23 protein-coding genes are annotated in these 24360 nt (G+C 70.9%); 15 read left to right on the forward strand and 8 right to left on the reverse strand.

From position 1 onward, the window contains the following. The first annotated feature begins 10 nt into the window (after window positions 1-10). Entirely contained in the window at window positions 11-1222 is a 1212-nt protein-coding gene (locus IEY88_RS01425) for an MFS transporter (protein WP_189152711.1), read from the forward strand. A gap of 4 nt (window positions 1223-1226) precedes the next feature. Next, complete coding sequence (locus tag IEY88_RS01430) at window positions 1227-1916, forward strand: GntR family transcriptional regulator (protein ID WP_189152712.1); 690 nt, start codon at window positions 1227-1229, stop codon at window positions 1914-1916. A gap of 20 nt (window positions 1917-1936) precedes the next feature. On the opposite strand, the gene IEY88_RS01435 is transcribed toward IEY88_RS01430, so the two are convergent. Continuing rightward, complete coding sequence (locus IEY88_RS01435; protein WP_189152713.1) at window positions 1937-2782, reverse strand: helix-turn-helix transcriptional regulator; 846 nt, start codon at window positions 2780-2782, stop codon at window positions 1937-1939. Window positions 2783-2867: 85 nt separating this feature from the next. On the opposite strand from IEY88_RS01435, the gene IEY88_RS01440 reads away from it, so the two are divergent. Then, on the forward strand, window positions 2868-3629 hold the full coding sequence (locus IEY88_RS01440) for an SDR family NAD(P)-dependent oxidoreductase (protein WP_189152714.1): 762 nt from the start codon (window positions 2868-2870) through the stop codon (window positions 3627-3629). A gap of 94 nt (window positions 3630-3723) precedes the next feature. On the opposite strand, the gene IEY88_RS01445 is transcribed toward IEY88_RS01440, so the two are convergent. The 6 genes from IEY88_RS01445 to IEY88_RS01465 form a co-directional block, all read right to left on the reverse strand. Continuing rightward, on the reverse strand, window positions 3724-4341 hold the full coding sequence (locus tag IEY88_RS01445; protein ID WP_189152715.1) for a DUF1345 domain-containing protein: 618 nt from the start codon (window positions 4339-4341) through the stop codon (window positions 3724-3726). Window positions 4342-4517: 176 nt separating this feature from the next. After that, window positions 4518-5240 carry an alpha/beta fold hydrolase gene (locus IEY88_RS01450; RefSeq protein ID WP_189153481.1) on the reverse strand — a complete coding sequence of 241 codons (723 nt, stop codon included), beginning with the start codon at window positions 5238-5240 and terminating at the stop codon, window positions 4518-4520. A gap of 86 nt (window positions 5241-5326) precedes the next feature. Beyond that, window positions 5327-6199, reverse strand: a complete 873-nt coding sequence (locus IEY88_RS01455; protein ID WP_229692987.1) for an alpha/beta fold hydrolase — start codon at window positions 6197-6199, stop codon at window positions 5327-5329. A 39-nt stretch (window positions 6200-6238) separates the two neighbouring features. Continuing rightward, complete coding sequence (locus IEY88_RS43985) at window positions 6239-7768, reverse strand: LuxR C-terminal-related transcriptional regulator (RefSeq protein ID WP_229692988.1); 1530 nt, start codon at window positions 7766-7768, stop codon at window positions 6239-6241. 29 nt (window positions 7769-7797) lie between these two features. Beyond that, window positions 7798-8988 carry an AAA family ATPase gene (locus IEY88_RS43990; protein ID WP_229692989.1) on the reverse strand — a complete coding sequence of 397 codons (1191 nt, stop codon included), beginning with the start codon at window positions 8986-8988 and terminating at the stop codon, window positions 7798-7800. Window positions 8989-9270: 282 nt separating this feature from the next. Continuing rightward, window positions 9271-10659, reverse strand: a complete 1389-nt coding sequence (locus IEY88_RS01465; protein ID WP_189152716.1) for a KamA family radical SAM protein — start codon at window positions 10657-10659, stop codon at window positions 9271-9273. 130 nt (window positions 10660-10789) lie between these two features. Between IEY88_RS01465 and IEY88_RS01470 the strand changes: the two genes are divergently transcribed. Further along, window positions 10790-11254, forward strand: a complete 465-nt coding sequence (locus IEY88_RS01470) for an FxsA family protein (RefSeq protein ID WP_189152717.1) — start codon at window positions 10790-10792, stop codon at window positions 11252-11254. Further along, on the forward strand, window positions 11251-11811 hold the full coding sequence (locus tag IEY88_RS01475; RefSeq protein WP_229692990.1) for a GNAT family N-acetyltransferase: 561 nt from the start codon (window positions 11251-11253) through the stop codon (window positions 11809-11811). Before IEY88_RS01470 ends, IEY88_RS01475 begins: the two co-directional genes overlap by 4 nt. On the opposite strand, the gene IEY88_RS01480 is transcribed toward IEY88_RS01475, so the two are convergent. Further along, window positions 11808-12203, reverse strand: a complete 396-nt coding sequence (locus IEY88_RS01480; RefSeq protein ID WP_189152718.1) for an SsgA family sporulation/cell division regulator — start codon at window positions 12201-12203, stop codon at window positions 11808-11810. The two genes, IEY88_RS01475 and IEY88_RS01480, sit on opposite strands and share 4 nt — an antisense overlap. 103 nt (window positions 12204-12306) lie before the next feature. Between IEY88_RS01480 and IEY88_RS01485 the strand changes: the two genes are divergently transcribed. From IEY88_RS01485 to IEY88_RS01530, 10 genes are all read left to right on the forward strand, one after another. Further along, window positions 12307-13266: a TIGR03885 family FMN-dependent LLM class oxidoreductase gene (locus IEY88_RS01485; protein WP_189152719.1), complete on the forward strand. Its 960-nt coding sequence runs from the start codon at window positions 12307-12309 to the stop codon at window positions 13264-13266. Next, entirely contained in the window at window positions 13263-14771 is a 1509-nt protein-coding gene (locus tag IEY88_RS01490) for an alpha-amylase family protein (RefSeq protein ID WP_189152720.1), read from the forward strand. The genes IEY88_RS01485 and IEY88_RS01490 overlap by 4 nt, the downstream gene beginning before the upstream one ends. A 70-nt stretch (window positions 14772-14841) precedes the next feature. Further along, window positions 14842-15852, forward strand: coding sequence for an L-erythro-3,5-diaminohexanoate dehydrogenase (gene kdd, locus IEY88_RS01495; RefSeq protein WP_189152721.1), 1011 nt, complete (start codon window positions 14842-14844; stop codon window positions 15850-15852). After that, entirely contained in the window at window positions 15845-17392 is a 1548-nt protein-coding gene (locus IEY88_RS01500; protein ID WP_189153484.1) for an amidohydrolase, read from the forward strand. Before kdd ends, IEY88_RS01500 begins: the two co-directional genes overlap by 8 nt. Before the next feature lie 3 nt (window positions 17393-17395). Then, the gene (gene kamD / locus IEY88_RS01505) at window positions 17396-18967 is read left to right on the forward strand and encodes a lysine 5,6-aminomutase subunit alpha (protein WP_189152722.1); all 1572 of its coding nucleotides are present in this window, start codon (window positions 17396-17398) and stop codon (window positions 18965-18967) included. Beyond that, window positions 18960-19712 carry a lysine 5,6-aminomutase subunit beta gene (kamE, locus tag IEY88_RS01510; RefSeq protein ID WP_189152723.1) on the forward strand — a complete coding sequence of 251 codons (753 nt, stop codon included), beginning with the start codon at window positions 18960-18962 and terminating at the stop codon, window positions 19710-19712. The genes kamD and kamE overlap by 8 nt, the downstream gene beginning before the upstream one ends. A gap of 26 nt (window positions 19713-19738) precedes the next feature. Next, entirely contained in the window at window positions 19739-20107 is a 369-nt protein-coding gene (gene kal / locus IEY88_RS01515; protein WP_229692991.1) for a 3-aminobutyryl-CoA ammonia lyase, read from the forward strand. Between the two features lie 442 nt (window positions 20108-20549). Beyond that, window positions 20550-20903, forward strand: coding sequence for a GntR family transcriptional regulator (locus tag IEY88_RS01520; RefSeq protein ID WP_229692992.1), 354 nt, complete (start codon window positions 20550-20552; stop codon window positions 20901-20903). A 304-nt stretch (window positions 20904-21207) separates the two neighbouring features. Then, complete coding sequence (locus tag IEY88_RS01525; protein ID WP_189152726.1) at window positions 21208-22374, forward strand: acyl-CoA dehydrogenase family protein; 1167 nt, start codon at window positions 21208-21210, stop codon at window positions 22372-22374. Then, window positions 22371-24359 (forward strand): acetate--CoA ligase family protein, encoded by a 1989-nt coding sequence (locus IEY88_RS01530; protein ID WP_189152727.1) that lies wholly within the window; start codon window positions 22371-22373, stop codon window positions 24357-24359. The genes IEY88_RS01525 and IEY88_RS01530 overlap by 4 nt, the downstream gene beginning before the upstream one ends. The last annotated feature ends 1 nt before the right edge of the window (window position 24360 follow it).

Below are 24360 nucleotides of genomic sequence, written 5' to 3' on the forward strand. Positions count from 1 at the left end.
GAGGGGGAACGTGAGCGCACGGTTCGCGCGCGACTGGTGGCTTCTGCTGGTGGCGCAGGCGATCAGCACCACCGGCACCCAGATCACCGTGGTGCTCCTGCCGGCGGTCGCGATCCTGGCCTTCGGTTCCGGCATCGGCCCGGCGACCCTGCTGCTGGTGGCGGAGTTCCTCCCGGCCGCGCTGCTGGGCCCGTTCGGCGGCGTGCTCGTCGACCGCGCCCGGCTGCGTTCGGTGCTCGTGTCGATGGACCTCGTCCGGGCCTGCGCACTCGCGGCCGCGGCAGCCGCCATCGCGTCGGGTGTCCAGTCCGTCTGGATCCTGTACGTCCTCGCGGCTGTGCTCGGTGTCGCGTCGGCGGTGTTCGACTCCGCCGCGGAGACGGCGATCCCGCACCTGGCCGAGGACCTCGACCGGGCCAACGCCACCCGTTCCGGCCTGCTCAACCTGGTCCGCGTCGCCGGGCCGGGCCTGGGCGGGCTGATCATCGCGGCGGCCTCGGCGTGGCTGGCCCTCGTGCTCACCGCCGCCACGTTCCTGGCCTCGGCCGCCGTCATCGCCGCCGCGACCGCGCCCGCGTTGCGCGCCAAGACCGAGAGCGTCCCGGAACGCGCGCACCGGCAGCTGACCGACGCGATCCGATACCTGCGCCAGGACCTGGTGCTCCGCCGCAGCCTGCTGGGCACCGCGACGCTGAACCTCGCCGGCAGCGGCATCGGCGCGCTCTTCTTCGTCTACGCCTACCAGCAGCTCCTGCTGCCGCCCGGCCAGGTGGGCCTGACGATGTCCGCGTTCAGCCTGGGTGCCGTGCTCGGTGCTGCCGGATCGGCGTGGGCGGCCCGCAGACTCGGGACGGGGCTGGCGTGCGCGGTGTGCGCGTCCGTCGCGGCGGCGGCGTTGTTCCTCATCCCGGCCGCCTCGCTCGGCAGGCCGTTCGAAGTCCTGCTGGTGTACCAGTTCCTCTTCGGCGCGGCGGCCACCGCGTGGGCCACGATCCTGCTCTCCCTGCGGCAGCGGCGGACCGAACCCGCGCTGCTCGGCCGGGTGAGCGCGCTGGTCAACGCGGTCACCGTCGCCACCGTGCCGGTGGGCGCCGTCCTCGGCACGGTCCTCGCCGGGATCGCGGGGCTCACGACGGCGATGCTGGTGCTCGCCGTCGTCGCCGCCGCCACCCCGGCGTTCTACTGGACGAGCGGCTTCCGGTTGGTGGAGCGCATAAGGTGAACACATGACAGGCGCGGACCGGCTGGGCAGGGTGAGCACGGCCGAACGCGTGGCCGACTTCGTCCGCATCCGCGTCCTTGAAGGCGATCTCCCGCCGGGCACCCGCCTGTCCGAGGAAGCACTCCGCACCACGCTCGGCGTCGCGCGCAACACGCTGCGCGAAGCGTTCAGACTCCTTACGCGCGAACGGTTGCTGGTGCACGAACACAGCAGGGGAGTGTTCGTGCGCACGCCGGACGTGGCGGACGTCGTGGACCTCTACGCCGCGCGACGGGTGATCGAGAGCGGTGCGTTGAAGGCGTGGCCGGCTGCCGCGGAGGAGCAGCGGCAGGAGGTCCGTGACGCCGTGCGGTTCCAGAAGGAGTCCGCGAAGGCCGAGCGCTGGACCGACGTCGCCACCGGCAACATGCGGTTCCACCTCGCGATCACCGGGCTCGCGGGCAGCGCGCGGCTCGACGAGGAGGTGCGGCGGCTGCTCGCGGAGCTGCGCCTGATGTTCCACCACATGGGCGACCCGCGCGAGTTCCACGAGAACTACGTGCACCTCAACCGCGAGATCCTCGTGCTCGCGGACCGAGGCGGCGTCGACGAGGCGGGCGAGGCGTTGCGCCAGTACTTCGACGTCGCCGAGCAGCACCTCCTCACCCGCATGCGCTCACGTGGTGACGGGCAAGATCCGATCTCTCAGTCCTGAGAGGACCAGCTGAAGTCCTTTTAGGACTTCTCGGAGGTGCTGAAGGTCTGCTTCCCCAGCACGTCGAGCAGCGCCAGCGCCTCGGCGTCGCGCGAACCCGCCGGCGCGCTGTAGAGGACGAGGTGCTGGTCGCAGTCCGTGAGCGCGAGCGAGTCGCAGTCGACGGTGATCTCGCCGACCACCGGGTGCCGGAACGTCTTCGTGAGCACCACCGCCGCCTGCACGTCGTGCCGTTCCCAGAGCCGGGCGAACTCGGGACTGCCCTCGCGCAGCTCGTCGACCAGCCCGGACACCGCGGGGTCGGCCGGGTACCGCGCGAGCGTGCTGCGCAGTTGCATGACGACGTGGTGCCGGAACTCGGTGGCGTCCGAGACCCCGTACATCGTCCGCTCCTCCAGGAACGCACGGCGCGCGAGGTTGCGTTCGCGCGGCTCGAGCTCGCGGAAGTCCTCCATCAGCGCGGCCGTGAGGTCGTTGCACGCCAACACTTCGAACGTCGCCGAGGTGACGAACCCGGCCGTCCGCGGCAGCCGTTCGAGCAACGCGAGGATGCTGGGCCGGACGTCCCGCCGGTGCCTCCCGGTGCGGCTGGGCGCCGTGCCCGCGAGCACGTGCAGGTGGTCGGCCTCGGCGTCGGTGAGCCGCAACGCCCCGCAGATCCCGGCCAGCACCTCGGCCGACGGCCGCGGCGCCCGCCCCTGCTCGAGCCGCACGTAGTACTCGGTCGAGATGTGCGCGAGGACGGCCACCTCCTCCCGCCGCAGCCCGGCCGTCCGCCGCCGGGGCCCGGCGGTCAACCCGACGTCCTCGGGCCTGAGCCGCTCACGCCGGCTGCGCAGGAACGCTCCGAGCTGCTGCTTGTCCACACCCCGAGTATGGCCGCACACCGGTGCCCCAGCCTGGTACAGCCTGTGCCTGTCTCAGCCCGGCGGCCCGCTCCACGCTGGAGCCATGACGAACACACTTCTCGCCGGCAAGGTCGTGCTGATCACCGGGGCCAGCCGCGGCATCGGCGAGGCCGCCGCCCGCCTCTTCGCCCAGGAGGGCGCCTCCGTGGTGCTGGCCGCCCGCAGCACCGAAGCGCTGGCCCGGCTCGTGACCGAGATCCGGGCCGGAGGCGGCACCGCCGACGCCCTCACCCTCGACCTCGCCGACCGCGGCAGCATCCGCGCGGCCGTCGACCGCGTCGAGGAACTGCACGGACGCCTCGACGGCGCCTTCAACAACGCCGCCGTCGTCCAGCAGCCCGGCCCGCTCGACCAGACCACCGACGACGAGATCGACGAACAGTTCGAGGTGAACTTCCGCGCCCACTGGACCGCGATGACCGCCGAGGCGGCCCTGATGCGCCGCCACGGCGGAGGCGCGATCGTGAACACGTCGAGCATCGGCAGCCGCAGGGCGAACCCCGTCCTCCCCGCGTACGGCGCGATGAAGCGCGCGCTCAACAGCCTCACCGAGAGCGCGGCCGTCACGTGGGCGCGGGAGGGCATCAGGGTCAACGGCATCACCCCCGGCGGCACCGCGACGGCGATGATCGACCAGTGGGAGGCGGCGACGCCCGGTGTCATCGCGCACATCACCGCGACGAGCCCGGTGGGGCGCATGGCCGAACCCCGCGAGGTCGCCGAGGTGGCGGCGTGGCTGCTGAGCGATCGGGCGTCGATGGTGACCGGCGCGATCGTGCCGGTGGACGGCGGCGCCGGAGCCTGACGCGCCAGCTCGACCGGGGGAGCCGCCGTTCTGCCGAGGATCGGCGTGGCCTCAAGCACCGCCGATCCGAACGCACCGCCGCGCCGGCGCGTGATCAGCCGCTGAGCACGCCGATGGCGATGCCGAGCATGGCGGTGTTGTAGATGAACGAGAGCACCCCGTGCGCGAGGATCCGCAGCCGCATCCCGGAGGTGCGCGACTCGACGTCGGAGACCGCGAACGTGGTGCCGACGGTGAACGAGAAGTACGCGAAGTCGATGAACGTCGGGTGCTCGGTGCCGGGGAACACCAGCAGCTTCTCGGGCAGGGCGCTGTAGTGGGCCTGTGCGTAGCGGTCGGCGTAGCCGAAGTGCAGGATCGCCCACGCCAGCAGCACGGCGGGCACACCGGCGATCTTGTTGTTCAGCGCCGCCTGGGTGCCTTCCTCGGCGACCGCGATCGTCAGGCCGGACATGATGCCGATGGTGCTGGTGAAGAGGGTGAACAGGGTGCCGCTGCGGCGGCCCAGCGCGGTCTTGACCCATGCGCCCTTGTCGTCGCCCGCCCGCTTGCCGCGGCGGAGGCGGGTGACGCGGATCGCGAGGTAGACGACGGCGAGGACGTCCCACAACGCGATCCACCTGGCGTCGTCCCACCAGAAGATGGGGACGCCGAGCAGGACGAGCGTGCTCTCGATGATCCGGGACAGCACGAGTGACGGGCGGAAGCGCATGACTTTCCTTCATCAGGACAGCAGGAAGCCGTCGCCCACCTCGTCCGGATGACGGAGGTCGTTCCGCGGGGGCGACGTCGGGGGAGAGAGGTGGGACCGCACGTGGCCGAGGCGTTCTCGCGGCCGGGCGGCAGCCCTGGTCCCGTGACCTCCGGATCACGGGACCAGGGGAGGCGTCAGCCCGCGGCGCGGAGGACGAGCTCGGCGACCAGGTTCGGACGCGAGACCGCCACGGCGTGCGAGGCTCCCTCGGCGGTCGTGGTGGCGCGGGAACCGGCCCGGTCGGCCATGAACTTCTGCGCCCGCACAGGGATGTTCTTGTCGGCCCCGGCCAGCAGGAACCACGAGGGGATGCTCGCCCAGGCGGGTGTGCCGGACGCCTCGTTCAGCGCGGCGTCCCTGATGGGACGCTGGGTGCTGGCCATGAGGGCCGCCTGCCGCGCCGGGACGTCGGCCGCGAACTGCTGCCGGAAGAGCGGCGGCTTGATGTGGAGGTCCTTCGAGCCGTCGGGCAGCGGGACCGCCGCCAGCGTCTCACCCAGAGTGCTGCCGGGGTACTTCGCGGCGAGCTGTGCGGCGGCTTCACCCTCGGCAGGGGCGAAGGCGGCGATGTACACCAGCGCCTTCACCTTCGGGGAACGTGCCTTCACGTTGGTGATGACGGCGCCGCCGTAGGAGTGGCCGACGAGCACCACAGGCCCGTCGATGGCAGCGAGATGCGCGTCGAGTGCCTCGGCGTCGGAGGCGACTCCGCGCAGGGGGTTGGCCACGGCGACGGCGGTGAAGCCCCGTCGCTGCAGCCGCTCGATGACGGGGTTCCAGCTCGCACCGTCCGCGAAGGCGCCGTGGACGAGGACGATCGTGGGCTTCCGCCCGTGGGCTGCCACTGCGTTCGACATGCCGAACAGGGCGAACCCGGCGGCAGCGGCGATGACGGCCAGCAGAGCGGTGACGCGGTGTTGGAGAGTGTGCACGAGTCCGGTTCTCAGTCTGTGAGGAAGGCGAGCAGGGCGGCGTTGACCTCGGCCGCGTGGGTGAGCAGGAGGCCGTGCGGAGCGCCGTCGATCTCGACGTAGCGCGCGTCGGGCAGGCGGCGGCGGAACTCGCGGGCGGTGGCGTCGATCGGCAGGATGCGGTCGGCGGTGCCGTGCAGGATCAGCGAAGGCACGTCGATGCGTTCCACGTCGGCCCGGAAGTCCGTCAGCCACGCCGGGACGCACGCGTACGCCGCCACGGGCGCCGACGCGATGGCGGTGGCCCAGTTCGCCCGGAGCGCGGCGTCGCTGAGACGGGAGCCGAGCGTCTCGTCGGTGTTGAAGAAGTCGACGAAGAAGTTCTCGTACCAGGCGTAGCGGTCCGCTTCGGCCTGCTCCGCGATGCCGTCGAACACCGACTGCGGCACGCCGGCGGGGTTGTCCTCCGCCTGCAGCAGGAACGGCTGGAGCGCACCGAGGAAGGCAGCCTTCGCCACCCGACGCGAGCCGTACGTGCCGAGGTAGCGGGCGACCTCACCAGAGCCCATCGAGAAGCCGACGAGGACGACGTCCTGCAGGTCGAGGTGGGTCAGGACCTTGTCCAGGTCACCGGCGAAGGTGTCGTAGTCGTAGCCCGTCATGGTCTTGCTCGACCGGCCGAAGCCCCGGCGGTCGTAGGTGATGACGCGGTAACCGGCCTTGACCAGCGCGTCGGTCTGCTTCTCCCACGACTGCCCGTCGAGCGGGTAGCCGTGGATCAGGACGACCGGCTGGCCGGAGCCGTGGTCCTCGTAGTACAGCTCGACGGCGGTCGAGCCCTCGGTGCCGACGGTGATGGTTCCCATGGTGCCTTCCCGCCCGTCCGCCGTGTGCGGACCGGGCATGGCACGAACCTAAGGAGCGAGCAGGGCCGTCCGCGTCCGTCAACCGACGTCTTCGACGTACGTCGTCGTACCGCGCAGCACCGCGGCGAGCTCACCGCGGGAGGTCACGCCCAGCTTGGGGAACATCCGCTGGAGGTGGGTGCTCACCGTCCGGGGCGAGACGTACAGCCGCTCGCCGATCTCCCGGTTGGTCAGCCCCTGCGCGGCGAGCTGGGCGACGTGCAGCTCGGTCGAGGTGAGCCGGTCGACGGCGGCCGGGTCCTGGCGGGGCGAGGACGTGCCCGCGGCGCGCATCTCCTGGCGCGCCCGCTCCGCCCAGGCCGACGCGCCGAGCGCGTCGAAGACCTCGAACGCGGCCTGCAGGACGACACGGGACTCCGCGGGCCGCCGGTGCCGCCGCAGCCACGCGCCCAGGGCGAGGTGCACCCGCGCCCGCTCGAACGGCCAGTCGACGGGAACGGCGTCGACGGCCTCCCGGTAGAGCCGCTCGGCGGCGTCCGGCGGGGCGAGCAGCGCGCGGGCGAGGCGCAGCCCGCAGAGCAGGGCGGGCGAAGGGGTCTGCTCCGCCAGCGGGGTCAGCTCGCGCAGGACTTCCCTGGCCGCGTCAGCGGACTCGCTGCGCACGGCCGCCTCGACCAGTTCGGCGACACCGTAGAAGCGCAGCCAGGGGTGGAAGGCGGGATCGGCCGGCTCGAAGACGCGCTGGAGGTGCCCGAAGGCGTCGCCGTAGCGCCCCTGGCAGAGGGCCGCCTGCCCGCGGGCCATCTGCACGATGGCCAGCGCCGGGCGCGCGTTGCCGGGCAGGGCGGTGCGCTCCGCCTCCGCCGCCCACGCCTCCGCCAGCGGGTCGCCGCAGATGGCGGCGACCTGTGCGCGAATGGCGTGCACCATCGCGTGCACGAGGGACTGGCCGGTCTCGCGGGCCAGGCCGGCGGCCTCCTCGGCGGCGAGGTGCGCGGCACGCACGTCACCGAGCCGTGCGGCGCTGCCCGCCTGGACGCACAGGGCCCTGGCCAGCATCGACAGCCGGCCCTGAGCCCGCAGGACGTCGAGCGACCTCGCTGTCAGCCGGTTCGCCAGGGCGGGAGCACCCACCGTCACCGCGGCGGCACCCAGGAGCTGGTCCCCCTCGGCGTCCTCGGACGATCGCTCCAGCTGACCGGTCAGCGCCTCGAGGACGGCTCGTCCGCGCTCGACCGGCGCGCAGTACGCCCGCAGGGCCACCAGGTCGGCGTTGTCCGCGTCGACGGGCATCCGGTCGGCCGCGGCCGCGACCCGCAGACGGGCGACCGGCCCCGGCTCTCCCCAGAAGCAGTGCATCACGGCGCCCCACAGCATGCGCAGACCCAGCACGGGCTCACCGCCGGCGGCGATCTCGACGGCCAGCTCGGCCAGCTCGGCGGTCGCGGTGCCCTGGCCCTGCGCCGCTCCCTCGACCAGGGCGATGCCGACCCAGGCCGCACGGCCCTGGTCCCTGACCGAGAGATCCAGCGAACGCGCCTGGGCCAGCAGGTGCGCCGCGGCGTCGCACTGGCCCGACTCCAGTGCGAGCTCGGCCGCGCGCAGCAACCGGTCCGCACGAGCGGAGGGGGACGCGGTCAGCTCCGCCGCTCGCCGCAGCGCGGCCGCGGCCGCGGCGACACCGCCGCGTCGCAGGGCTCGGCTGGCGGTGGAGTCCAGGTCCCGCGCCGCGTCCTCGTCGGGGCCGGCGGTGGCGGCGGCGCGGTGCCACGCCTGCCGGTCGGGCTGCCCCTGGAGCTGGAGGCGAGAGCGGCGTGCGCGGCCTGTCGTTCCGCGGCGGTCGCCGCGTGGTGCATCGCCGAGCGGACGAGCGGGTGCCGGAAGACCATCCCCCAGGGCTCCAGCAGGCCGGCGCCGACCGCGGGCCCGAGGGCGGCCATGTCGACCGCCGTCCCGAGCATCCTGGCAGCGGCGGCCAGGCACTCGTCCATCGTCCCGTCGCCGTTGAGGGCCGCGAGGAGGAGGACCGCCCGCGTGTCCACCGGAAGCCGGGAGACCCGGGCCGTGAAGGTCCGTTCCAGCCGCTCGGTCAACGGCAGCGGGCCCGGCGTGAGCGCGTACGCCCCGCCGACCGACCGCAGCGCGACCGGCAGCTCGGTCAACGCGAGCGGGTTCCCGGCGGCCTCCACCAGCAGCCGCCGCCGGACCTGCGGCCCCAGACCGGGAGCCACCGCGTCCAGCAGCTCGCCCGACACCTCGTCGGTCAGCGGGTCCAGGTGCAGCACGGGCAGCCCGGCGCCGCCGAGCCGGTCGTCGAGGCTGCGGGTGACGGCGACCAGTGCGAGGGGGTCGGACTCGATCCGCCGCGCGACGAACCCGAACACGTCGAGGCTGGCCCGGTCCATCCAGTGGGCGTCCTCGACGACCACCAGCAGCGGTGCCTTCACCGCCGCGTCCGACAACAGGGTCAGCGCGGCCAGGCCGACGAGGTAGAGGTCGGGCACGGACCCGTCGACGAGCCCGACGGCCGCGCGCAGTGCGGCGCGTTGCGGTCCGGGCAGGTCGTCGATCCCGTCGCGCAGCTGGTGGACGACCTGGTGCAGGCCGGCGCAGGGCACGTCCTCCTCCGACTCCACCCCCACCGCTGTGATCACCCGCGCCCCGCGGTCGGCGGCCCGCGCCGCCGCCTCGGCGACCAGCGCGGACTTGCCGATCCCGGGGGCGCCGAGGACGACCACCGCGCCACCCGACCCGGAGGCGGCCTGCTCGGCCAGGGCGGCCAGTGCACGGCGCTCCGTCTCGCGACCCAGCAGGGCCCGTCGTTGCATGCCGCGCTCTCTTCCGTGTGCCTCCCCGCTGCCGTCAACCGCCGCGGCGCACTTCAGCGCCCGCACCAGGCGGTTTCGTCGCGTACGACGCCGTCGAAGGGGTTCGCCGGATTTTACGGCCACCGATCAGGAGTCCTTGGACGCGCTGCGCCCACGGCGGCGTGGAGCCGGGCCGGGGTCTCGCCTCGTCCTCACCATCCGATGTGGACGAGCAGCGCCGGCGAACATGCCGACAGGGCCGCCTCCGGGAGTTCTCCCGGAAACGGCCCCGTCGCAACCCTGTCAGGTCTGGGTGGACCACCACTTCTGGCCAGCCTCACCCAGCGTCGAGATCGGGTCGTAGTAGGGGTAGCGGCGGTTCAACGCCTCCGGGTCCTCGAGCTCGATCCCGGTCCGGTAGTTCTTGGTCCAGTAGGAGATCCCGAGTTCACGGTCGTAGTCCTCGAGCTGGTTGACCCACCGCTTCCCGACGTACGGCACGTCGCACACGATGCGAGGAGTCGCATACCCCGGCAGGTAGCCCATGATCGCGTGCTGCAGCTCCTGCGCCTCCCAGACGGAAACCCGCCAGTGCTCGGCGTTGGGGATCATGTCGCACATGTAGAAGTAGTACGGCAGGATGTTCGCTTCCCCTTGCAGCGCGAAGCAGAGGTCCAGCAGGTCGTCCGACGTGGCGTTGACGCCCTTCATCAGCACGCCCTGGTTGCGCACGTCCCGCACGCCGACCTCGAGCGCGGTGCGGGCGGCCTCGGCGACGAGGGGCGTGACGGACTGGGCGTGGTTCACGTGCGTGTGGATCGCGAGGTTCACGCCTCGCCGGGACGCGGTGCGGGCCACTCGCTCCAAGCCCTCGACCACGCGCGGCTGCAGCCAGTGCTGGGGGAGGCCGGCCAGGGCCTTGGTGGCCAGGCGGACGTCGCGGACCGTGTCGATGTCCAGCAGGCGCATCAGGAACGACTCGAGCTGCGGCCACGGCACGTTCGCCACGTCGCCGCCGGAGACCACGACGTCGCGGACGCCCGGGGTCTTCTTCAGGTACTCGATCATCTGGTCCTGGCGGTCGACCGGCTTGAGCGAGAGCTTGTGCTTGTCGATCAACGGCGTCGAGTTGCCGACGAGGTCCATGCGGGTGCAGTGCCCGCAGTACTGCGGGCAGGTCGACACCATCTCGGCGAGGACCTTCGTGGGGTAGCGGTGGGTCAGGCCCTCGACCACCCACATCTCGGCCTCGTGCAGCGAGTCGCGCTGCGAGTGCGGGTGCGACGGCCACCGCGGGTCGCGGTCGGACGAGACCGGCAGCATGTAGCGGCGGACCGGGTCGGCCAGGAACGCCTCGGTGAAGGCGTCGGGGGAGAGTTCGGCGTCGACCGCCATCGTGTTGAACATCTGCGGCGGGATCAGCATCGACATCGTCGCGAAGGCGTCCATGTCCTTGGCGAGGTCGTCGTAGAACCGGTCGGTCAGCAGGTCGCCCGCGACCTTGCGGAGCTGCTTCACGTTCTTCACGCAGTTCACCCGCTGCCACTGGGCGTCCCGCCACTGCGCCTCGGTCACGTGGGACCAGCCGGGGAAGCGCCGCCAGTCCGGTTCGACCAGCTCCCGGCGGACGTACGTGTACGGCTGGCGGTCCAGCCGCTCCAGCGCCGTGGGGGCGTCGTGCAGCGCGGTCATCCGTACTCCTCAGCGTCGAGGTCGCGTAAAGATATCCTGTCATATCGCTAGCGCGCCGTAAATATTTCAGCTCCAGCGCTGGTGGAGGGTGGGTCGGGAGCAAAGACGGGCCGTCGTGCGTTCAACAGGCATGCCCCTCTTCGCGCTGCTGCTGCTCGGGATGTTCGCCGAGATCGCGGTCATGGTCGCCGTCGGCAACGCCATCGGCGGGCTCTGGATGATCGCGTTGCTCCTGCTCGGCACCCTCGTCGGACTGTCGCTGGTGCGCCGGCAGGGCGCGCAGACGATGGCCGCGTTCCGCGAGTCGGTCTTCCAGCGTCAGCAGCCCCACCAGGAGATGGCGGACGGCGTGCTGATCGCGGCGGCCGGCGCGCTGATCATGGTGCCCGGCTTCATCAGCGACGTCGCCGCGTTGTTCCTGCTCTTCCCGCCGACGCGCAGGCTCGTGAGCCGCCGGATCGCGCGCAAGGCGGAGGCGGCGGCGCTCAAGTTCGAGCACGAACGCCGCTTCGGCGCCGGTCAGGTCGTCGAGGGCGAGGTCATCGACGTCGACGCGGGTCCCGTCGTCATCACGGAGCGGCGCGAGCTCACGTGATCCGGGCGTACCGGCCCGCGGACCTGGACGCGCTGTACGACATCTGCCTCGACACCGGCAACGGCGGCCTGGGCGTGCGGCACCTGTTCGACGACCCGCGCCTGATGGGCCACGCCCACGTCGGCCCGTACGCGGCGTTCGAGCCCGACCTGGTGGTCGTGGCGGAGGACGACGAAGGGGTGTGCGGCTACGCGCTCGCGGCGTCCGACACGGAGGCCTTCGAGGACCGCTGCGACCGTGACTGGTGGCCTGACCTGCGCGTCCGCTACCCGATGACGGCGAACCCGAACCGGATCGTGCAGCAGATCCACCACCCGGCCCGTGCCGATCTGATGATCACGAGGGACTACCCGGCGCACATGCACGCGAACCTGCTGCCCCGCGCGAAGGGCAAGGGGTTCGGCGGCGCACTCGTCCGCAGCGTGCTCGAACGCCTGGAGAAGGGCGTTCATGTGCACGTGCGGCATCACAACACACACGCGATCGGCTTCTGGGAGCACCTCGGCTTTCGCGTGATCGACTCCACGGACAAGCTCGTCCTGGGTCTCCGCCTCTAGCCGAGCAGGTCCTTCATCAACAGCTCGAAGTCGAGGACCTCACGCCCGGCCGGCACCGCCGCGTAGGTGGAGTCGAGGAACCGCTCCAACTCGGTCGCCGACAGGTGGAACACCGCGTGCGAGTCCTCGGTGAACAGCTCCAGCACGAGCACGTCGCCGCCGCCCGGCCGCAGCCGCACATCCCCGAGCCCGGCCGGCGACAGCAGTCCGTCCGCGAGCAGTTCGCGGCCGACGAGCCAGATCGACTCCTGGTCCCGCGCCTGAAAACGCAAGGTCACGGCATGCGGATCGTCGGAACGATATTGGAGGTCGACGCTCATGGGCTCGACCGAGCCGTCCGGCCTGACGAACTCGGCGACCGTGGCTGTGCCGACCCGGGTCTCGTTGAACATCGCCGTTCCTCCTCCGCGGTGAGGGTGCTGCACTCAACACGGGCGCCGTTCAGAGTCGGTTCAACGCTTTTCCCGAACTTCTTCGCTGGGTACCTGAAGGCCCATGACGGTCTATGGCATCCACGCGTCCCACGAGCAGATACACCCCACTGACCTGCTGACCGCCGTGCGCAGGGCCGAACAGGCCGGGTTCGGCGCCGCGATGTGTTCCGACCACTTCTCACCGTGGAGCGCCCGCCAGGGGCAGTCGGGCTACGCCTGGTCCTGGCTCGGCGCGGCACTGCAGGCGACCGAACTCCCGTTCGGCGTGGTCACAGCCCCTGGCCAGCGCTACCACCCGGCCATCACCGCGCAGGCGATCGGCACGCTGGCCGCGATGAACCCCGGCCGGTTCTGGGCCGCGCTCGGCACCGGCGAGGCGAGCAACGAGCACATCACCGGTGACGGCTGGCCCCGCAAGGACGTCCGCACCGCACGGCTGCGCGAGTGCGTCGACGTGATCCGCGCGCTCCTGTCCGGTGAGGAGGTCAGCCACGACGGCCTGGTCACGGTCGATCGCGCGAAACTGTGGACGTTGCCCGACGAGGTGCCGCTGCTGATCGGTGCCGCGGTGAGCCCGGAGACCGCCCGCTGGTGCGCCGAGTGGGCCGACGGGCTGATCACCGTCAACGCGCCGCCCGAACGCCTGCGCGAGGTCGCGGACGCCTACCGGGACGCGGGCGGCAAGGGCAAGCTCCACCTGCAGATGCACCTGAGCTGGGCCGAGGACGAGGACGAGGCTCTCGCGATCGCGCACGAACAGTGGCGCAGCAACGTGTTCCGCCCGCCCGTGTGCTGGGACCTCGAACTGGCCGAGCACTTCGACGTCGTCTCCGAGCACGTCACCCCGGCCGAGGTCGCCGAGGTCGTCGACGTGTCCACCGACCTCAAGTGGTACGCCGGGAAGCTCCACGAGTACGCCTCGCTGGGGTTCGAGGAGATCTACCTGCACCACGTCGGCCAGGACCTGATCCCGTTCGTCGACGCGTTCGGCGAGCACGTGCTGCCGGAGGTGACCGCATGATCCGCACGTCCGACGTCTGGTGGAAGAACGCCGTCCTCTACTGCCTCGACGTGGAGACCTTCTCCGACGAGGGGTTCCGCGGCGCCATCGAACGCATCGACCACCTGCACGCACTGGGCGTCACGTGTGTGTGGCTGATGCCCTTCTACCCGACGCCCGAACGCGACGACGGCTACGACATCACCGACTTCTACGGCGTCGACCCCCGCCTCGGCTCGCTCGGCGACTTCGTGGAGTTCGTGCGCGCCGCACGGGACAGAGGCATGCGCGTGATCGCGGACCTCGTCGTCAACCACACGTCCGACCAGCACCCGTGGTTCCACGACCCGGACAAGCGCGACTGGTACGTGTGGGCGGACGAGCCGCAGGAGGACGGTCCGCAGGGCATCACGTTCCCGGACAAGGAGAACAGCCTCTGGGAGTACTCGGAGGAGGTCGGCAAGTACTACCTGCACCGCTTCTACAAGCACCAGCCCGACCTCAACGTGACCAACCCCGAGGTGCGCGACGAGATCGCCCGCATCATGGGCTTCTGGATGGAACTGGGCCTGAGCGGCTTCCGCGTGGACGCGGTGCCGTTCCTGCTGGAGCAGAACGACCCCATGGACGCGGCTTCGCTGCCCGACCCGCACGACTACCTCACCGACCTGAGGGCGTTCCTCAACCGCCGCAACGGCGAGGCCGTGCTGCTGGGCGAGGTGAACCTGCCGTACAAGGACACGATGGCCTTCTACGGCCAGGGCGTCGGCGACGAGCTGACCATGTGCTTCGACTTCGTCGGCATGCAGGCGATGTACCTGGCCCTGGCCCGCAAGTCGAGCGGCCCGCTGGCCAAGGCCCTGCAGGAACGGCCGGAGCCCCCGCGCGACGGCCACTGGGCGACGTTCGTCCGCAACCACGACGAACTCACCCTGGACAAGCTGCCGCTGGACGAACGCCAGGAGGTCTTCGACGCCTTCGGCCCGGACCCGGACATGCAGCTCTACGGCCGCGGCCTCCGCCGCCGGCTGCCCGGCATGCTCGACGGCGACCAGCGCCGCATCCGCATGGTCTACAGCCTGCTGTTCACCCTGCCGGGCACGCCGGTGCTGTTCTACGGCGAGGAGATCGGCCTGGAGGAGGACCTGTCGCTGGAGGGAAGGCTCGCGGTCCGGGTGCCGATGGACTGGGACGCGGCGGGCGAGCAGCGCCACGACCCGGACTCGTTGCTGACCTGGATGCGGCGGATGGTCGAGTGCTACCGCGAGTGCCCGGAACTGGCGTGGGGCACCGTCCAGGTGCTCGACGTCGGTGACCCGACGGTGTTCGCCCACCGCGCCGACTGCGACGGCGGCGCCGTGATCGCCGTGCACAACCTCACGGACCAGGAGATCACCGTGCGGGTGCCTGCGGAAGGAGTGCTCACGAACGTGCTCACCGGCGAGGACCTGAAGCCCGCGAAGACCGGGGCCAAGGTGGACCTCGCGCCCTACGACTGCCGCTGGTACCGCGTGAATCCTGAGTGATGCTTGCGGAATCTTGACGCTTCACGTGAAGATATTGTCGAGACAGCGTCGTCGACCGAAGGATTTTCGCGTGAGCGCGTACGGACTGCACCGCGTCATCGAGCCTGCCGGCGTCCTGCCGCAGCAGGCCTGGCGGCTCGACGCGGAGCCCGTGCCCGCGCCCGACGAGGTGATCGTCGCGGTCGAGCGGCTCAACCTCGACGCGGCGTCGTTCCGGCAGCTCAGGGAGCAGCACGGCAGCGGCGCGGCGGTGCGGCAGGCCGTGCTCGACATCGTCGGCGAGCGCGGCAAGATGCAGAACCCCGTCACCGGCTCGGGCGGCATGCTGCTCGGCACCGTCCTCGAGGTGGGGCCGGAGTCTCCGCTCGGGCTGAAGGCGGGCGATCGGATCGCGACGCTGGTCAGCCTCACGCTCACGCCGTTGAAGATCAACGACGGCCTGCAGGACTGGGACGGCGAGGACGAGCAGGTGCCGTGCCGGGGGACCGCGGTGCTGTTCGGGCGCTCGATCGCGGCCGTGCTGCCGGACGACATGCCGAACGAGCTCGCGCTGTCCGTGCTCGACGTGTGCGGTGCACCGGCACTGACCGACCGTGTGGTGCGCAAGTACCCCGGTGGGTCGGTGCTGGTGCTCGGCGGTGGCGGCAAGTCCGGGTCGCTCTCTCTCGCGGCCGCGCGTCAGGCTGGTGCGTCGCGCCTCGTCGCGTTGGTGCCGACGGAGCGTGAGGCCGCGCAGGTGCTCGAGTCCGGCCTCGCGGACGAGGTCGTGATCGCGGACGCACGCAACCCTGTCGCCGTGGCCGAGGCCGTGGGCAAGCAGGTCGACGTCACCGTCGTGTGTGTGGACGTGCCTGGGTGCGAGCACGGCGCCATCCTGGCGACGGCGGACGGCGGCACCGTGATCTTCTTCTCGATGGCCACCTCGTTCAGCGCGGCCGCCCTCGGTGCGGAGGGGCTCGCGGCGGACGTGGAGATGATCGTCGGCAACGGCTATGTGCCTGGTCACGCCCAGTTCGCGTTGGACCTGGTCCGGAGCCGGGCGGGTGTGCGGGCCCTGTTCGAGCAACGGCAGACTGCGTGACGTGAGTACGCAACTTTTGGTCGGCGGCCGCATCTACGCACCGGATGCGACGGCCATGGCCGTCACGGACGGCGTCGTCGTGTGGATCGGACAGGACTCGGTCGGGCACGCGCTGCACCCGGACGCCGAGGTTGTCGAACTCGGCGGCGCCTTCGTCGCGCCCGCGTTCGTCGACGCGCACGTGCACGCGACGTCCGCCGGTCTGCTCCTGACCGGCGTCGACCTGACCCGGACGTCCTCTGCGGACGAAGTGCTGCAGCAGGTTCGCGACGCCGAGGGCCCCCTGGTGTGGGGTCATGGGTGGGACGAGACGCGTTGGCAGGAGAACCGTGCGCCGACGCGCGCCGAGATCGACGAGGCCGCCCAGGGGAAGACGGTGTACCTGTCGCGCATCGACGTGCACTCGGCACTAGTCTCGTCGGACCTGGTCACCGATGAGGCCCGCACGGCTGATGGTTACTCGGCGGACGGTCCTCTCTCGCGCGCCGCCCACCACCTCGTGCGTGGCACGGCGAAAGCCGCCATCACACCCGAACAGCGCGAGGCCGCTCAACTGGCGTTCCTGCGTCACGCGGCGTCGAAAGGCATCGCGTCCGTGCACGAGTGCGCCGGCCCGGACATCTCCGGTGAGGACGACCTGCGCGAACTCCTCGCCCTCACCGAAGGTCCCGAGGTGGTGGCCTACTGGGGCGCCCACGAACTGCCTTCGGTCCCGGTGCGCGGCCTCGCCGGCGACCACTTCGTCGATGGCGCGATCGGTTCCCGCACGGCCGCGATGACCGAGCCCTACGCCGACGCGGAGACGTCCGGAGCGCTCTACCTCGACGGCCGCCAGATCGCCGACCACCTGGTCAAGTGCACCGAACTGGGGATCCAGGCGGGGGTCCACGTCATCGGTGACGCGGGCATGGCCGCCGTGATCGAGGGTTTCGAGATCGCGGAGAAGACCCTCGGCACCCCCGAGCTCGCCTCCGCCCGCCACCGCCTCGAACACGTCGAGATGGTGTCGAAGGAGCAGGCCGAGAAACTGGCCGGGTGGGGTGTCGTCGCCTCCGTCCAGCCGCTGTTCGACGCGGAGTGGGGCGGTCCCACTGGCATGTACGCCCAACGGCTCGGTGCCGAGCGCGGTGTGGGGCTCAACCCCTTTTCGCGGCTCGCGGCCGCGGGCGTGGTGCTCGCGTTCGGCTCGGACACCCCGGTGACCGCGATCGACCCGTGGGCCGCGGTGAAGGCCGCCGTCCACCACCGGACCGACGGCCACGGCGTCTCTCCCCGTGCTGCCTTCACCGCCCACACCCGTGGCGGCTGGCGTGCGGCGGGCGTCAACGACGGCCTGACCGGCACCCTGCAGCCCGGCGCCCCCGCGACGTACGCGGTGTGGGAGACCGGTGACCTGGTCGTCGCCGGCAGCGACGCGCGGGTGCAGCGCTGGTCGACCGACCCGCGGTCGGGCGTGCCCGGACTGCCCGACCTCACCGGCCCCGCGCCGGTCTGCGTGCGCACCGTCCTGAACGGCCGGACGATCTACGAAAGGAAGTGACTCATGGCGTTGCTCGACCTCGACCCGTTGGTGGTCGCCGCCGCGCGGAAACTCGCCGCGCGGGCGGCCGAACCGGTGGTGTCCCTCGCGAAGGCGCACACCACCGTCGCCGTCGAGCGCGCCACACTCCGCCTGGCCGGCATCACCGGCGCGGACTCCACGCACCGCGCCGGTGACGTCCCCTGGGTCAACCGCGTGATCGACACGGTCCGCGAGCAGTGCGGGCTGGAGCACGGCGTGGTGCTGCCGGCGTTCCACGCGCTGCGCGAGCACGACCTCGGATCACTCACCGAACTCGCCGAAGCCACCGCGGCGGGCCAGATCCAGTTCAAGATCCCTACCGGCAAGGACCTCACGGCGGCGCGGAAGGCGTCCACGTCCGCGGTGGCGAAGGGCCTCAAAACCGTCGACCGCAACAAGACCCAGCGCGAGAAGCTCGTCGCCAAGTGGGGCGACCCCGCGCAACGCCCGTGGATCTACCTGATCGTCGCGACCGGCGACATCGACGAGGACGTGGTCCAGGCCCAGAACGCGGCCCGCGCGGGCGCCGACGTCATCGCGGTGATCCGCTCGACCGGGCAATCGCTGCTCGACTACGTGCCGGAAGGCGCCACGCACCACGGGTTCGCGGGCACGTACGCCACGCAGGAGAACTTCCGGATCATGCGCGCGGCCCTCGACGACGTGTCGAAGGAGGTCGGCCGGTACGTGCGGCTGACCAACTACGCGTCCGGCCTGTGCATGCCGGAGATCGCTGTCCTGGCAGGACTCCAGCGCCTCGACATGATGCTGAACGACTCGATGTACGGCATCCTGTTCCGCGACATCAACCCGATCCGCACGTTCGTCGACCAGCGCTTCTCCCGCCAGGTCCACGCGCGCGCCGGCATCATCATCAACACCGGCGAGGACAACTACCTCACCACCGCGGACGCCGTCGACGCCGCGCACACCGTCACCGTCAGCCAGTTGCTCAACGAGCACTTCGCCCACGAGGCGGGACTGCCCGACCACCTGCTGGGCCTCGGCCACGCCTTCGAGATCAACCCGAAGGTGCCCGACTCGTTCCGGCTCGAGCTCGCGCACGCGTTGCTGGCGCGGGAACTCTTCCCGGACGCGCCCCTGAAGTGGATGCCGCCGACCAAGCACATGACCGGCGACGTCTTCGACGGCTACCTGCTGGACGGGTTCTTCAACCTCGCGGGTGTCCTCACAGGACAGTCCATCCTGCTCGTCGGCATGATGACCGAGGCCGTGGTGACGCCGTTCCTCTCGGACCGCGACCTGGCGCTGAAGAACGTCCGGTACGTGCTGAACGCGGCGGGCAGCCTCGCCGAGGACTTCCGCCCCTCCCCGGACGGCCTCATCGTCAAGCGCGCGCACCAGGTCCTCGGCGAGGCCGTCGACCTGCTGGAGCGCATCGTCGACGACGGCCTGCTCAACGCCATCGCGGACGGCACGTTCGGCCTGATGAAACGCCCGGCGGACAAGGGCAAGGGCGCGGACGGCGTCGTCGAGAAGGCTCCCGAGTACTTCAACCCGGCGAGCGAGATGCTGGAGGCGAGCGATGTCTGACGCCAAGAGGTACGTGCGGCCGTACGGCGACACGACCGGCGACGGCATGATCCAGACGTCGTTCACGCTGCCGATCCCGTTCGGCCCCAAGGCGGACGGCGCGGCGCTGCAACTCGCGAACAAGATGGGCATGGACCCCGCGATGGTGGTCCACTCGAACCCCATCGGCGACGACTTCACGTTCTTCGTCGTCTACGGCTCGGTGAAGCACCTCGTGGACCTCGACGAGGTCAAGGTCGTCGAGCGCGAGTACCCGCTGCTGTCACCGTCCGAAGTGAACAACACCTTGAAGAAAGTGTTGCGGCGCAAGCTGGTCGTGGTCGGCGGGTGCATCGGCACGGACGCGCACACCGTCGGCATCGACGCGATCCTCAACATCAAGGGCTTCGCGGGCGAGAAGGGCCTGGAGTACTACCGCGAGCTGAAGGTCGTGAACCTCGGCGCGCAGGTCTCAGTGCCCGAACTGGTCCGGTCCGCCCGCGCCGAGAAGGCCGACGCGGTGCTGATCTCCCAGGTCGTCACGCAGCGGGACGCGCACATCCTGAACACGCAGGAGATGTCGGCGGCGTTCCGCGAGGCGATGGGGGACCGGCGGCCGTTGCTGGTCGCCGGCGGACCGCGGTTCGACCCGCTGATGGCGGGCGAGCTGGGGGTTGACCGTGTTTTCTCCCGGGGTACCACGCCGGGTGAGGTCGCGAGCTACCTGGTGCACGCGATGCAGGCAAAGAGAGGGGTCGCCGCGTGAGCGGGGCTTTGGTCGAAGGTTTCTCCGTGACCCACCGTCGTTACGTGCCGCATTCGCACGCGCATTACGGCGGCAGTCTGGTCGACGGCGCCTACGGGCTCGGCATGTTCGGTGACGTCGCCACCGAACTGCTCATCCACACCGACTCCGACGAGGGACTGTTCGCGGGGTACAGCTCCGTCGAGTTCATCGCGCCGATCCAGGCGGGTGACGTGATCGAGGCGTCGGCGACACTGGTGCGCATCGGAAAGCGGTCGCGCGAGATCGAGTTCGAGGCACGCGTCGTGTGCCGTTCCGCGCCCGAACGGGGTCCATCGGCGGCCGATCTGCTCGTTGAGCCGATCGTCGTAACGAAGGCGCGTGGCACGGTGGTTGCTCCGAAAGCCGCGGAATAACCCCGAAAATCAGTCCGAACCGGTGGGTAACCGATTCGCCGCTCGGCACCGCGGTGCTGGTGACACTCGTCGGAGATGGTCTGGCCACGCCCTCGCGCTGACCGCGTGCACCACGCAGGGAACGGCTACCGCGCAGCTCGACGACGAACAGCGGTCCGACATCTCGTGCGTGAAACACCGGGAGCAGACACCGGGGGAGGAGTACTTCGAGGAGGGCGACTGGGAGACGGTCGTCTCCGTTGTCGATCCTGCGTTACCACACGTCGAACGGCCCAAAGGCGTGCTGCGGCGACAAAACCACCACCGAGGCCGACCAGGGCCGACGCGAGCTCTATCCGCGGATGGGAGCGGATCAGACCAATTCGAGGTGAATCGACCGCAACCTTCGCCCCCTTCCCCCGTTGGTCAATACAGAAGTGGCTACATGCGGGGAGGATGCGGCGTGGTGAAGATCGACCACCAGGGGGACACACCTCCGTACGAGCAGGTGCGCGTGCACTACGCGCACGCGATCTCGAACCGAGAACTGCCGGTGGGCGCCAAGCTGCCAACGGTGCGCGCCCTGGCGAAGGACCTGGGCCTGGCGGTGAACACGGTGGCGCGCGCCTACCGTGAGCTGGAGGAAGCCGGTCTCGTGGAGACCAGGGGCAGAGCCGGCACCGTGGTCAGCGCGAACGGCGACAGCAACCGCGAGCGGGTGCGTGCGGCGGCGGCCCAGTACGCGGCGATGTCCGCGGAGCTGGGTCTCTCGTCGCACGAGGCCATGGAGATCGTCCGCGCGGCACTCCGGACGTAATCACCCTCTCGGGTACAACGAAATTTCTGGAACAGCGACGTTCCACAATGGTCACCCGCATGATCACGTTCCCGCCGTGTGATCATGCGGGTGTGTCGCGCTCGGCGTTTCCCGCCGCGGTGTCCTCCGACTCGGTGGAGCCCGGTGTCCGCGCGCTACTCACGGTACGTCGGCCGCCCCGTCTGGCCGCTCCCCATTTGCCCTGGTAGTCACCCATTCGCGACCACGCTGACGAGCCCCGGCGCAGTTAGGCTGCCCGATGGATCGGGGATAACTGAGTCGTCAGTCAAAATGGGAGTGCACGATGGGGCGGACCGTCCGCGACGGGCTGCGGCTCACGGCAGAGCAGGGGCAGTTCGTCGAACTGGCCCGGGAGTTCGCCGCCGGGGAGATCCGGCCGCGGGGGCGTGCCGTCGACGAGGCGGACGTCGAGTCGCCGCTCGACGTGTGGGACAAGGCGTCCGCGCTCGGGCTGACCTCGTTCATGCTCCCCGAGAAGTACGGCGGCGGTGGCGTCACCGACCTGCTGACCCAGGTGCTGGTCCAGCAGGAGCTGTGCCACGGCGACATCGGCATCGGCAACCTGCTGACGTCCAACGGCTTCTTCGGCGCACCGATCGAGCACCTCGGCACCCCCGAGCAGCAGGAGCGGTTCCTCAGTCCACTGGGGACCGAACGGCCACCGCTCACCGCCGTCGCCGTGACCGAGCCCGGCAGCGGGTCGGACGCGGCGAGCATCCAGACGTCGGCGCGGCGTTCCGGCGACGAGTACGTCCTCAACGGACAGAAGACGTGGATCTCCAACGCCCCGTACGCCGAGATGTTCGTGATCTTCGCGACGGTCGACCCGTCGCTGAGGTCCCGTGGTGTCACGGCTTTCGTCGTGCCGCGCTCGGCACCGGGCCTGACGGTCGGGCCGCCGATCCGCAAGATGGGTCAGCGCGCGATCGTGAACGCCGAGGTGTTCCTCGACGACGTGCGCGTGCCCGTGGAGGACCGGCTCGGCGACGAGGGGCAGGGGTTCGCCGGCTTGATGCGCACGTTCGACGCGTCACGCATCCTCATAGGCGCGGCCACGACCGGACTCGCCCGTGCCGCGCTGGACTTCGCCACCGCCTACGCGGCCGGTCGCGTGCAGTTCGGCGTGCCGATCATCCAGCACCAGGCGGTGGCGTTCCGGCTGGCGGACATGGCCACCCGCGTCGACACCTCGCACATGCTCACCGTGCGCGCGGCGACGTTGTACGACCAGGGACACGCGGTGGCACAGGAGTCGGCGATGGCGAAGCTCGTAGGCTCGGAGAACGCCATGTGGTGCACGCACGCCGCCGTGCAGACCTTGGGGGGCTACGGGTACTCCCGCGACTACCCCGTGGAACGCTGGATGCGCGACGCCAAGCTGGAGGAGATCGAGGAGGGCACCTCGGACATCCAGCGCCTGGTCATCTCCCGCGGCCTGGGTGCGAGATGATCTTCTCCGACCCCGCGTCCGTCGCCGTGGTCGGCGCCAGCGACAACCCCGCCAAGTGGGGCCACTGGCTGGCCCGCGGCGCCCTGGTCGGACACGACCGCCGCGCCGTGCACCTCGTGAACCGGGGCGGCGGCGCCGTCCTGGGAAGACCTACCGTCCGCTCGCTCTCCGAACTGGACGAGGCACCCGAACTGGTCGTGCTGGCCGTCCCCGCCGCACACGTGCCAGCCGTTGTGGACGAGGCCCTGGCGGTCGGCGTGCGCGGTTTCGTCGGCATCACCTCGGGAATCGATGACGAGGTGATCCACCGCATCCGCGAGGCGGGCGCCCGCCTGCTGGGCCCGAACTGCCTGGGCGTCTTCGACGCGGCGACATCGTTGCACCTGGCCTGGGGCCGGTTCCAGGCGGGCTCGCTGGGCGTGGTGTCGCAGAGCGGCCAGGTGGGCCTGGAGATCGCGGGCCTGGCCGCGTCGTCGGGCCTCGGCGTCTCGAGGTTCGTCTCAGTGGGGAACCAGGCGGACGTGACGGCGACGGAAGCGTTGCTGGACCTGGTGTCCCACTCGCTCACCACCGTGGTGGGGGTGTACCTGGAGAGCTTCGGCCCCGGCATCGTGACGGCCATGTCGGCGTTGCGTGCGGCCGGAAAACCCGTGGTCCTGCTGACAGTGGGATCCTCCGTGGCCGCCCAGGAAGCGGCTCTGACGCACACCGGCGCCCTGACGTCCTCTTTGGACGTTGTGGACGCGGCCTGCCGCCGTGTGGGCGCGGTCCGCGTGACAACACCGGCGGCCCTGGTCGACCTGGCGGCCGTGCTGACCTCCGGGGTGCCACGCGGGCGCAGGGTGGGGGTGGTCTCCGACTCGGGCGGTCAGGGCGCGATCGCGGCGGATCTCCTGGCGGCGAAGGGTTTGACCGTTCCACCTCTGTCTTCTGTGGACGCTCTGCCTGCCGGTGCCTCCCGGCGCAACCCCGTCGACCTGGCCGGTGCGGGGGAGCGGGACCTGGCGAACTACGCCCGCGCGGTCGAGGTGCTGGCACGCGGCGGCGAGGTCGACTCGGTCGTGCTGTCGGGTTACTTCGGCAGCTACGGCCCGGACACGCCGTCACTGGAGTCCGCAGAAGTGGCAGTCGCGTCGCAGATCTGTTCCCTGGCAACAGAAACCGGCATCTCCGTAGTGGTGCACAGCATGCGCGAAGACTCCGCCGCAGTGCGAGCGCTGAGAGCAGGCGGCGTCCCCGTGCAACACACGATCGAACGCGCCGTCGCCTCCCTGGCCAACGCGAACCGCCTCGGCAGTAACGAGGTGGAGGTAGCGCCGCGCACCGCGACCACCACCCCTTTCCGTCCCGGCTACCTGGCGGCCCGCGAACTCCTGGGCTTCACCCAGTTCCCCAGAGCCCACGCGGTCACCACAGCCGCCGACATCTCCAGGACCACCCTGCGGGCCCCGTTCGCGCTCAAGGCGGACTGGTTGGCCCACAAGGGCGAACACGGCGGCGTGAAGACCAACCTGACCGACCCCGCGACGGCGTTCGAGGAGATGCGAGCACGACTGGGCCCCGGCACGTACGTCCTCGAAGAGATGGACACCCGCGAACACACCGTGGAACTCATCATCGGCGCGAAACGAGACCCCTCCTTCGGCCCGGTCGTGCTGGTGGGCCTGGGCGGCGTCCACGCGGAGCTGTTCAAGGACACCACGACCGAGCTGGCCCCCGTGACCCCCTCCGTGGCACAGGAAATGCTGGCACGCCTCACCTGCGCCCCACTCCTGTCGGGCTGGCGCGGCGCTCCGGCACCGGACGTGACGGCGCTGGCCGACGTCATCGCCCGGCTCTCGGAGATGCTGACGGCCCGGCCGGACCTGGCGGAGATCGAGCTCAACCCGGTGCGCGTGGGCCCGGACGGGGTGCTGGCGGTGGACGCGCTGATCATCCCGTCGGAGGATGACACGAGCGGACAGCGCGTGCCCGACCGTCCTTGAT

Source organism: Lentzea pudingi (assembly GCF_014646255.1).
Lineage (GTDB): Bacteria > Actinomycetota > Actinomycetes > Mycobacteriales > Pseudonocardiaceae > Lentzea > Lentzea pudingi.

What these genes read in the sequence shown, in the direction of transcription:
- IEY88_RS01430 (WP_189152712.1), top strand. Translation starts at nt 1,227, where the DNA reads ATGACAGGCGCGGACCGGCTGGGCAGGGTGAGCACGGCCGAACGCGTG.
- IEY88_RS01440 (WP_189152714.1), top strand. Translation starts at nt 2,868, where the DNA reads ATGACGAACACACTTCTCGCCGGCAAGGTCGTGCTGATCACCGGGGCC.
- IEY88_RS01445 (WP_189152715.1), bottom strand. Translation starts at nt 4,341, where the DNA reads ATGCGCTTCCGCCCGTCACTCGTGCTGTCCCGGATCATCGAGAGCACG.
- IEY88_RS01450 (WP_189153481.1), bottom strand. Translation starts at nt 5,240, where the DNA reads ATGTCGAACGCAGTGGCAGCCCACGGGCGGAAGCCCACGATCGTCCTC.
- IEY88_RS01455 (WP_229692987.1), bottom strand. Translation starts at nt 6,199, where the DNA reads ATGCCCGGTCCGCACACGGCGGACGGGCGGGAAGGCACCATGGGAACC.
- IEY88_RS43990 (WP_229692989.1), bottom strand. Translation starts at nt 8,988, where the DNA reads ATGCAACGACGGGCCCTGCTGGGTCGCGAGACGGAGCGCCGTGCACTG.
- IEY88_RS01465 (WP_189152716.1), bottom strand. Translation starts at nt 10,659, where the DNA reads ATGACCGCGCTGCACGACGCCCCCACGGCGCTGGAGCGGCTGGACCGC.
- IEY88_RS01470 (WP_189152717.1), top strand. Translation starts at nt 10,790, where the DNA reads ATGCCCCTCTTCGCGCTGCTGCTGCTCGGGATGTTCGCCGAGATCGCG.
- IEY88_RS01480 (WP_189152718.1), bottom strand. Translation starts at nt 12,203, where the DNA reads ATGTTCAACGAGACCCGGGTCGGCACAGCCACGGTCGCCGAGTTCGTC.
- IEY88_RS01485 (WP_189152719.1), top strand. Translation starts at nt 12,307, where the DNA reads ATGACGGTCTATGGCATCCACGCGTCCCACGAGCAGATACACCCCACT.
- IEY88_RS01490 (WP_189152720.1), top strand. Translation starts at nt 13,263, where the DNA reads ATGATCCGCACGTCCGACGTCTGGTGGAAGAACGCCGTCCTCTACTGC.
- kamD (WP_189152722.1), top strand. Translation starts at nt 17,396, where the DNA reads ATGGCGTTGCTCGACCTCGACCCGTTGGTGGTCGCCGCCGCGCGGAAA.
- kamE (WP_189152723.1), top strand. Translation starts at nt 18,960, where the DNA reads ATGTCTGACGCCAAGAGGTACGTGCGGCCGTACGGCGACACGACCGGC.
- IEY88_RS01525 (WP_189152726.1), top strand. Translation starts at nt 21,208, where the DNA reads ATGGGGCGGACCGTCCGCGACGGGCTGCGGCTCACGGCAGAGCAGGGG.
- IEY88_RS01530 (WP_189152727.1), top strand. Translation starts at nt 22,371, where the DNA reads ATGATCTTCTCCGACCCCGCGTCCGTCGCCGTGGTCGGCGCCAGCGAC.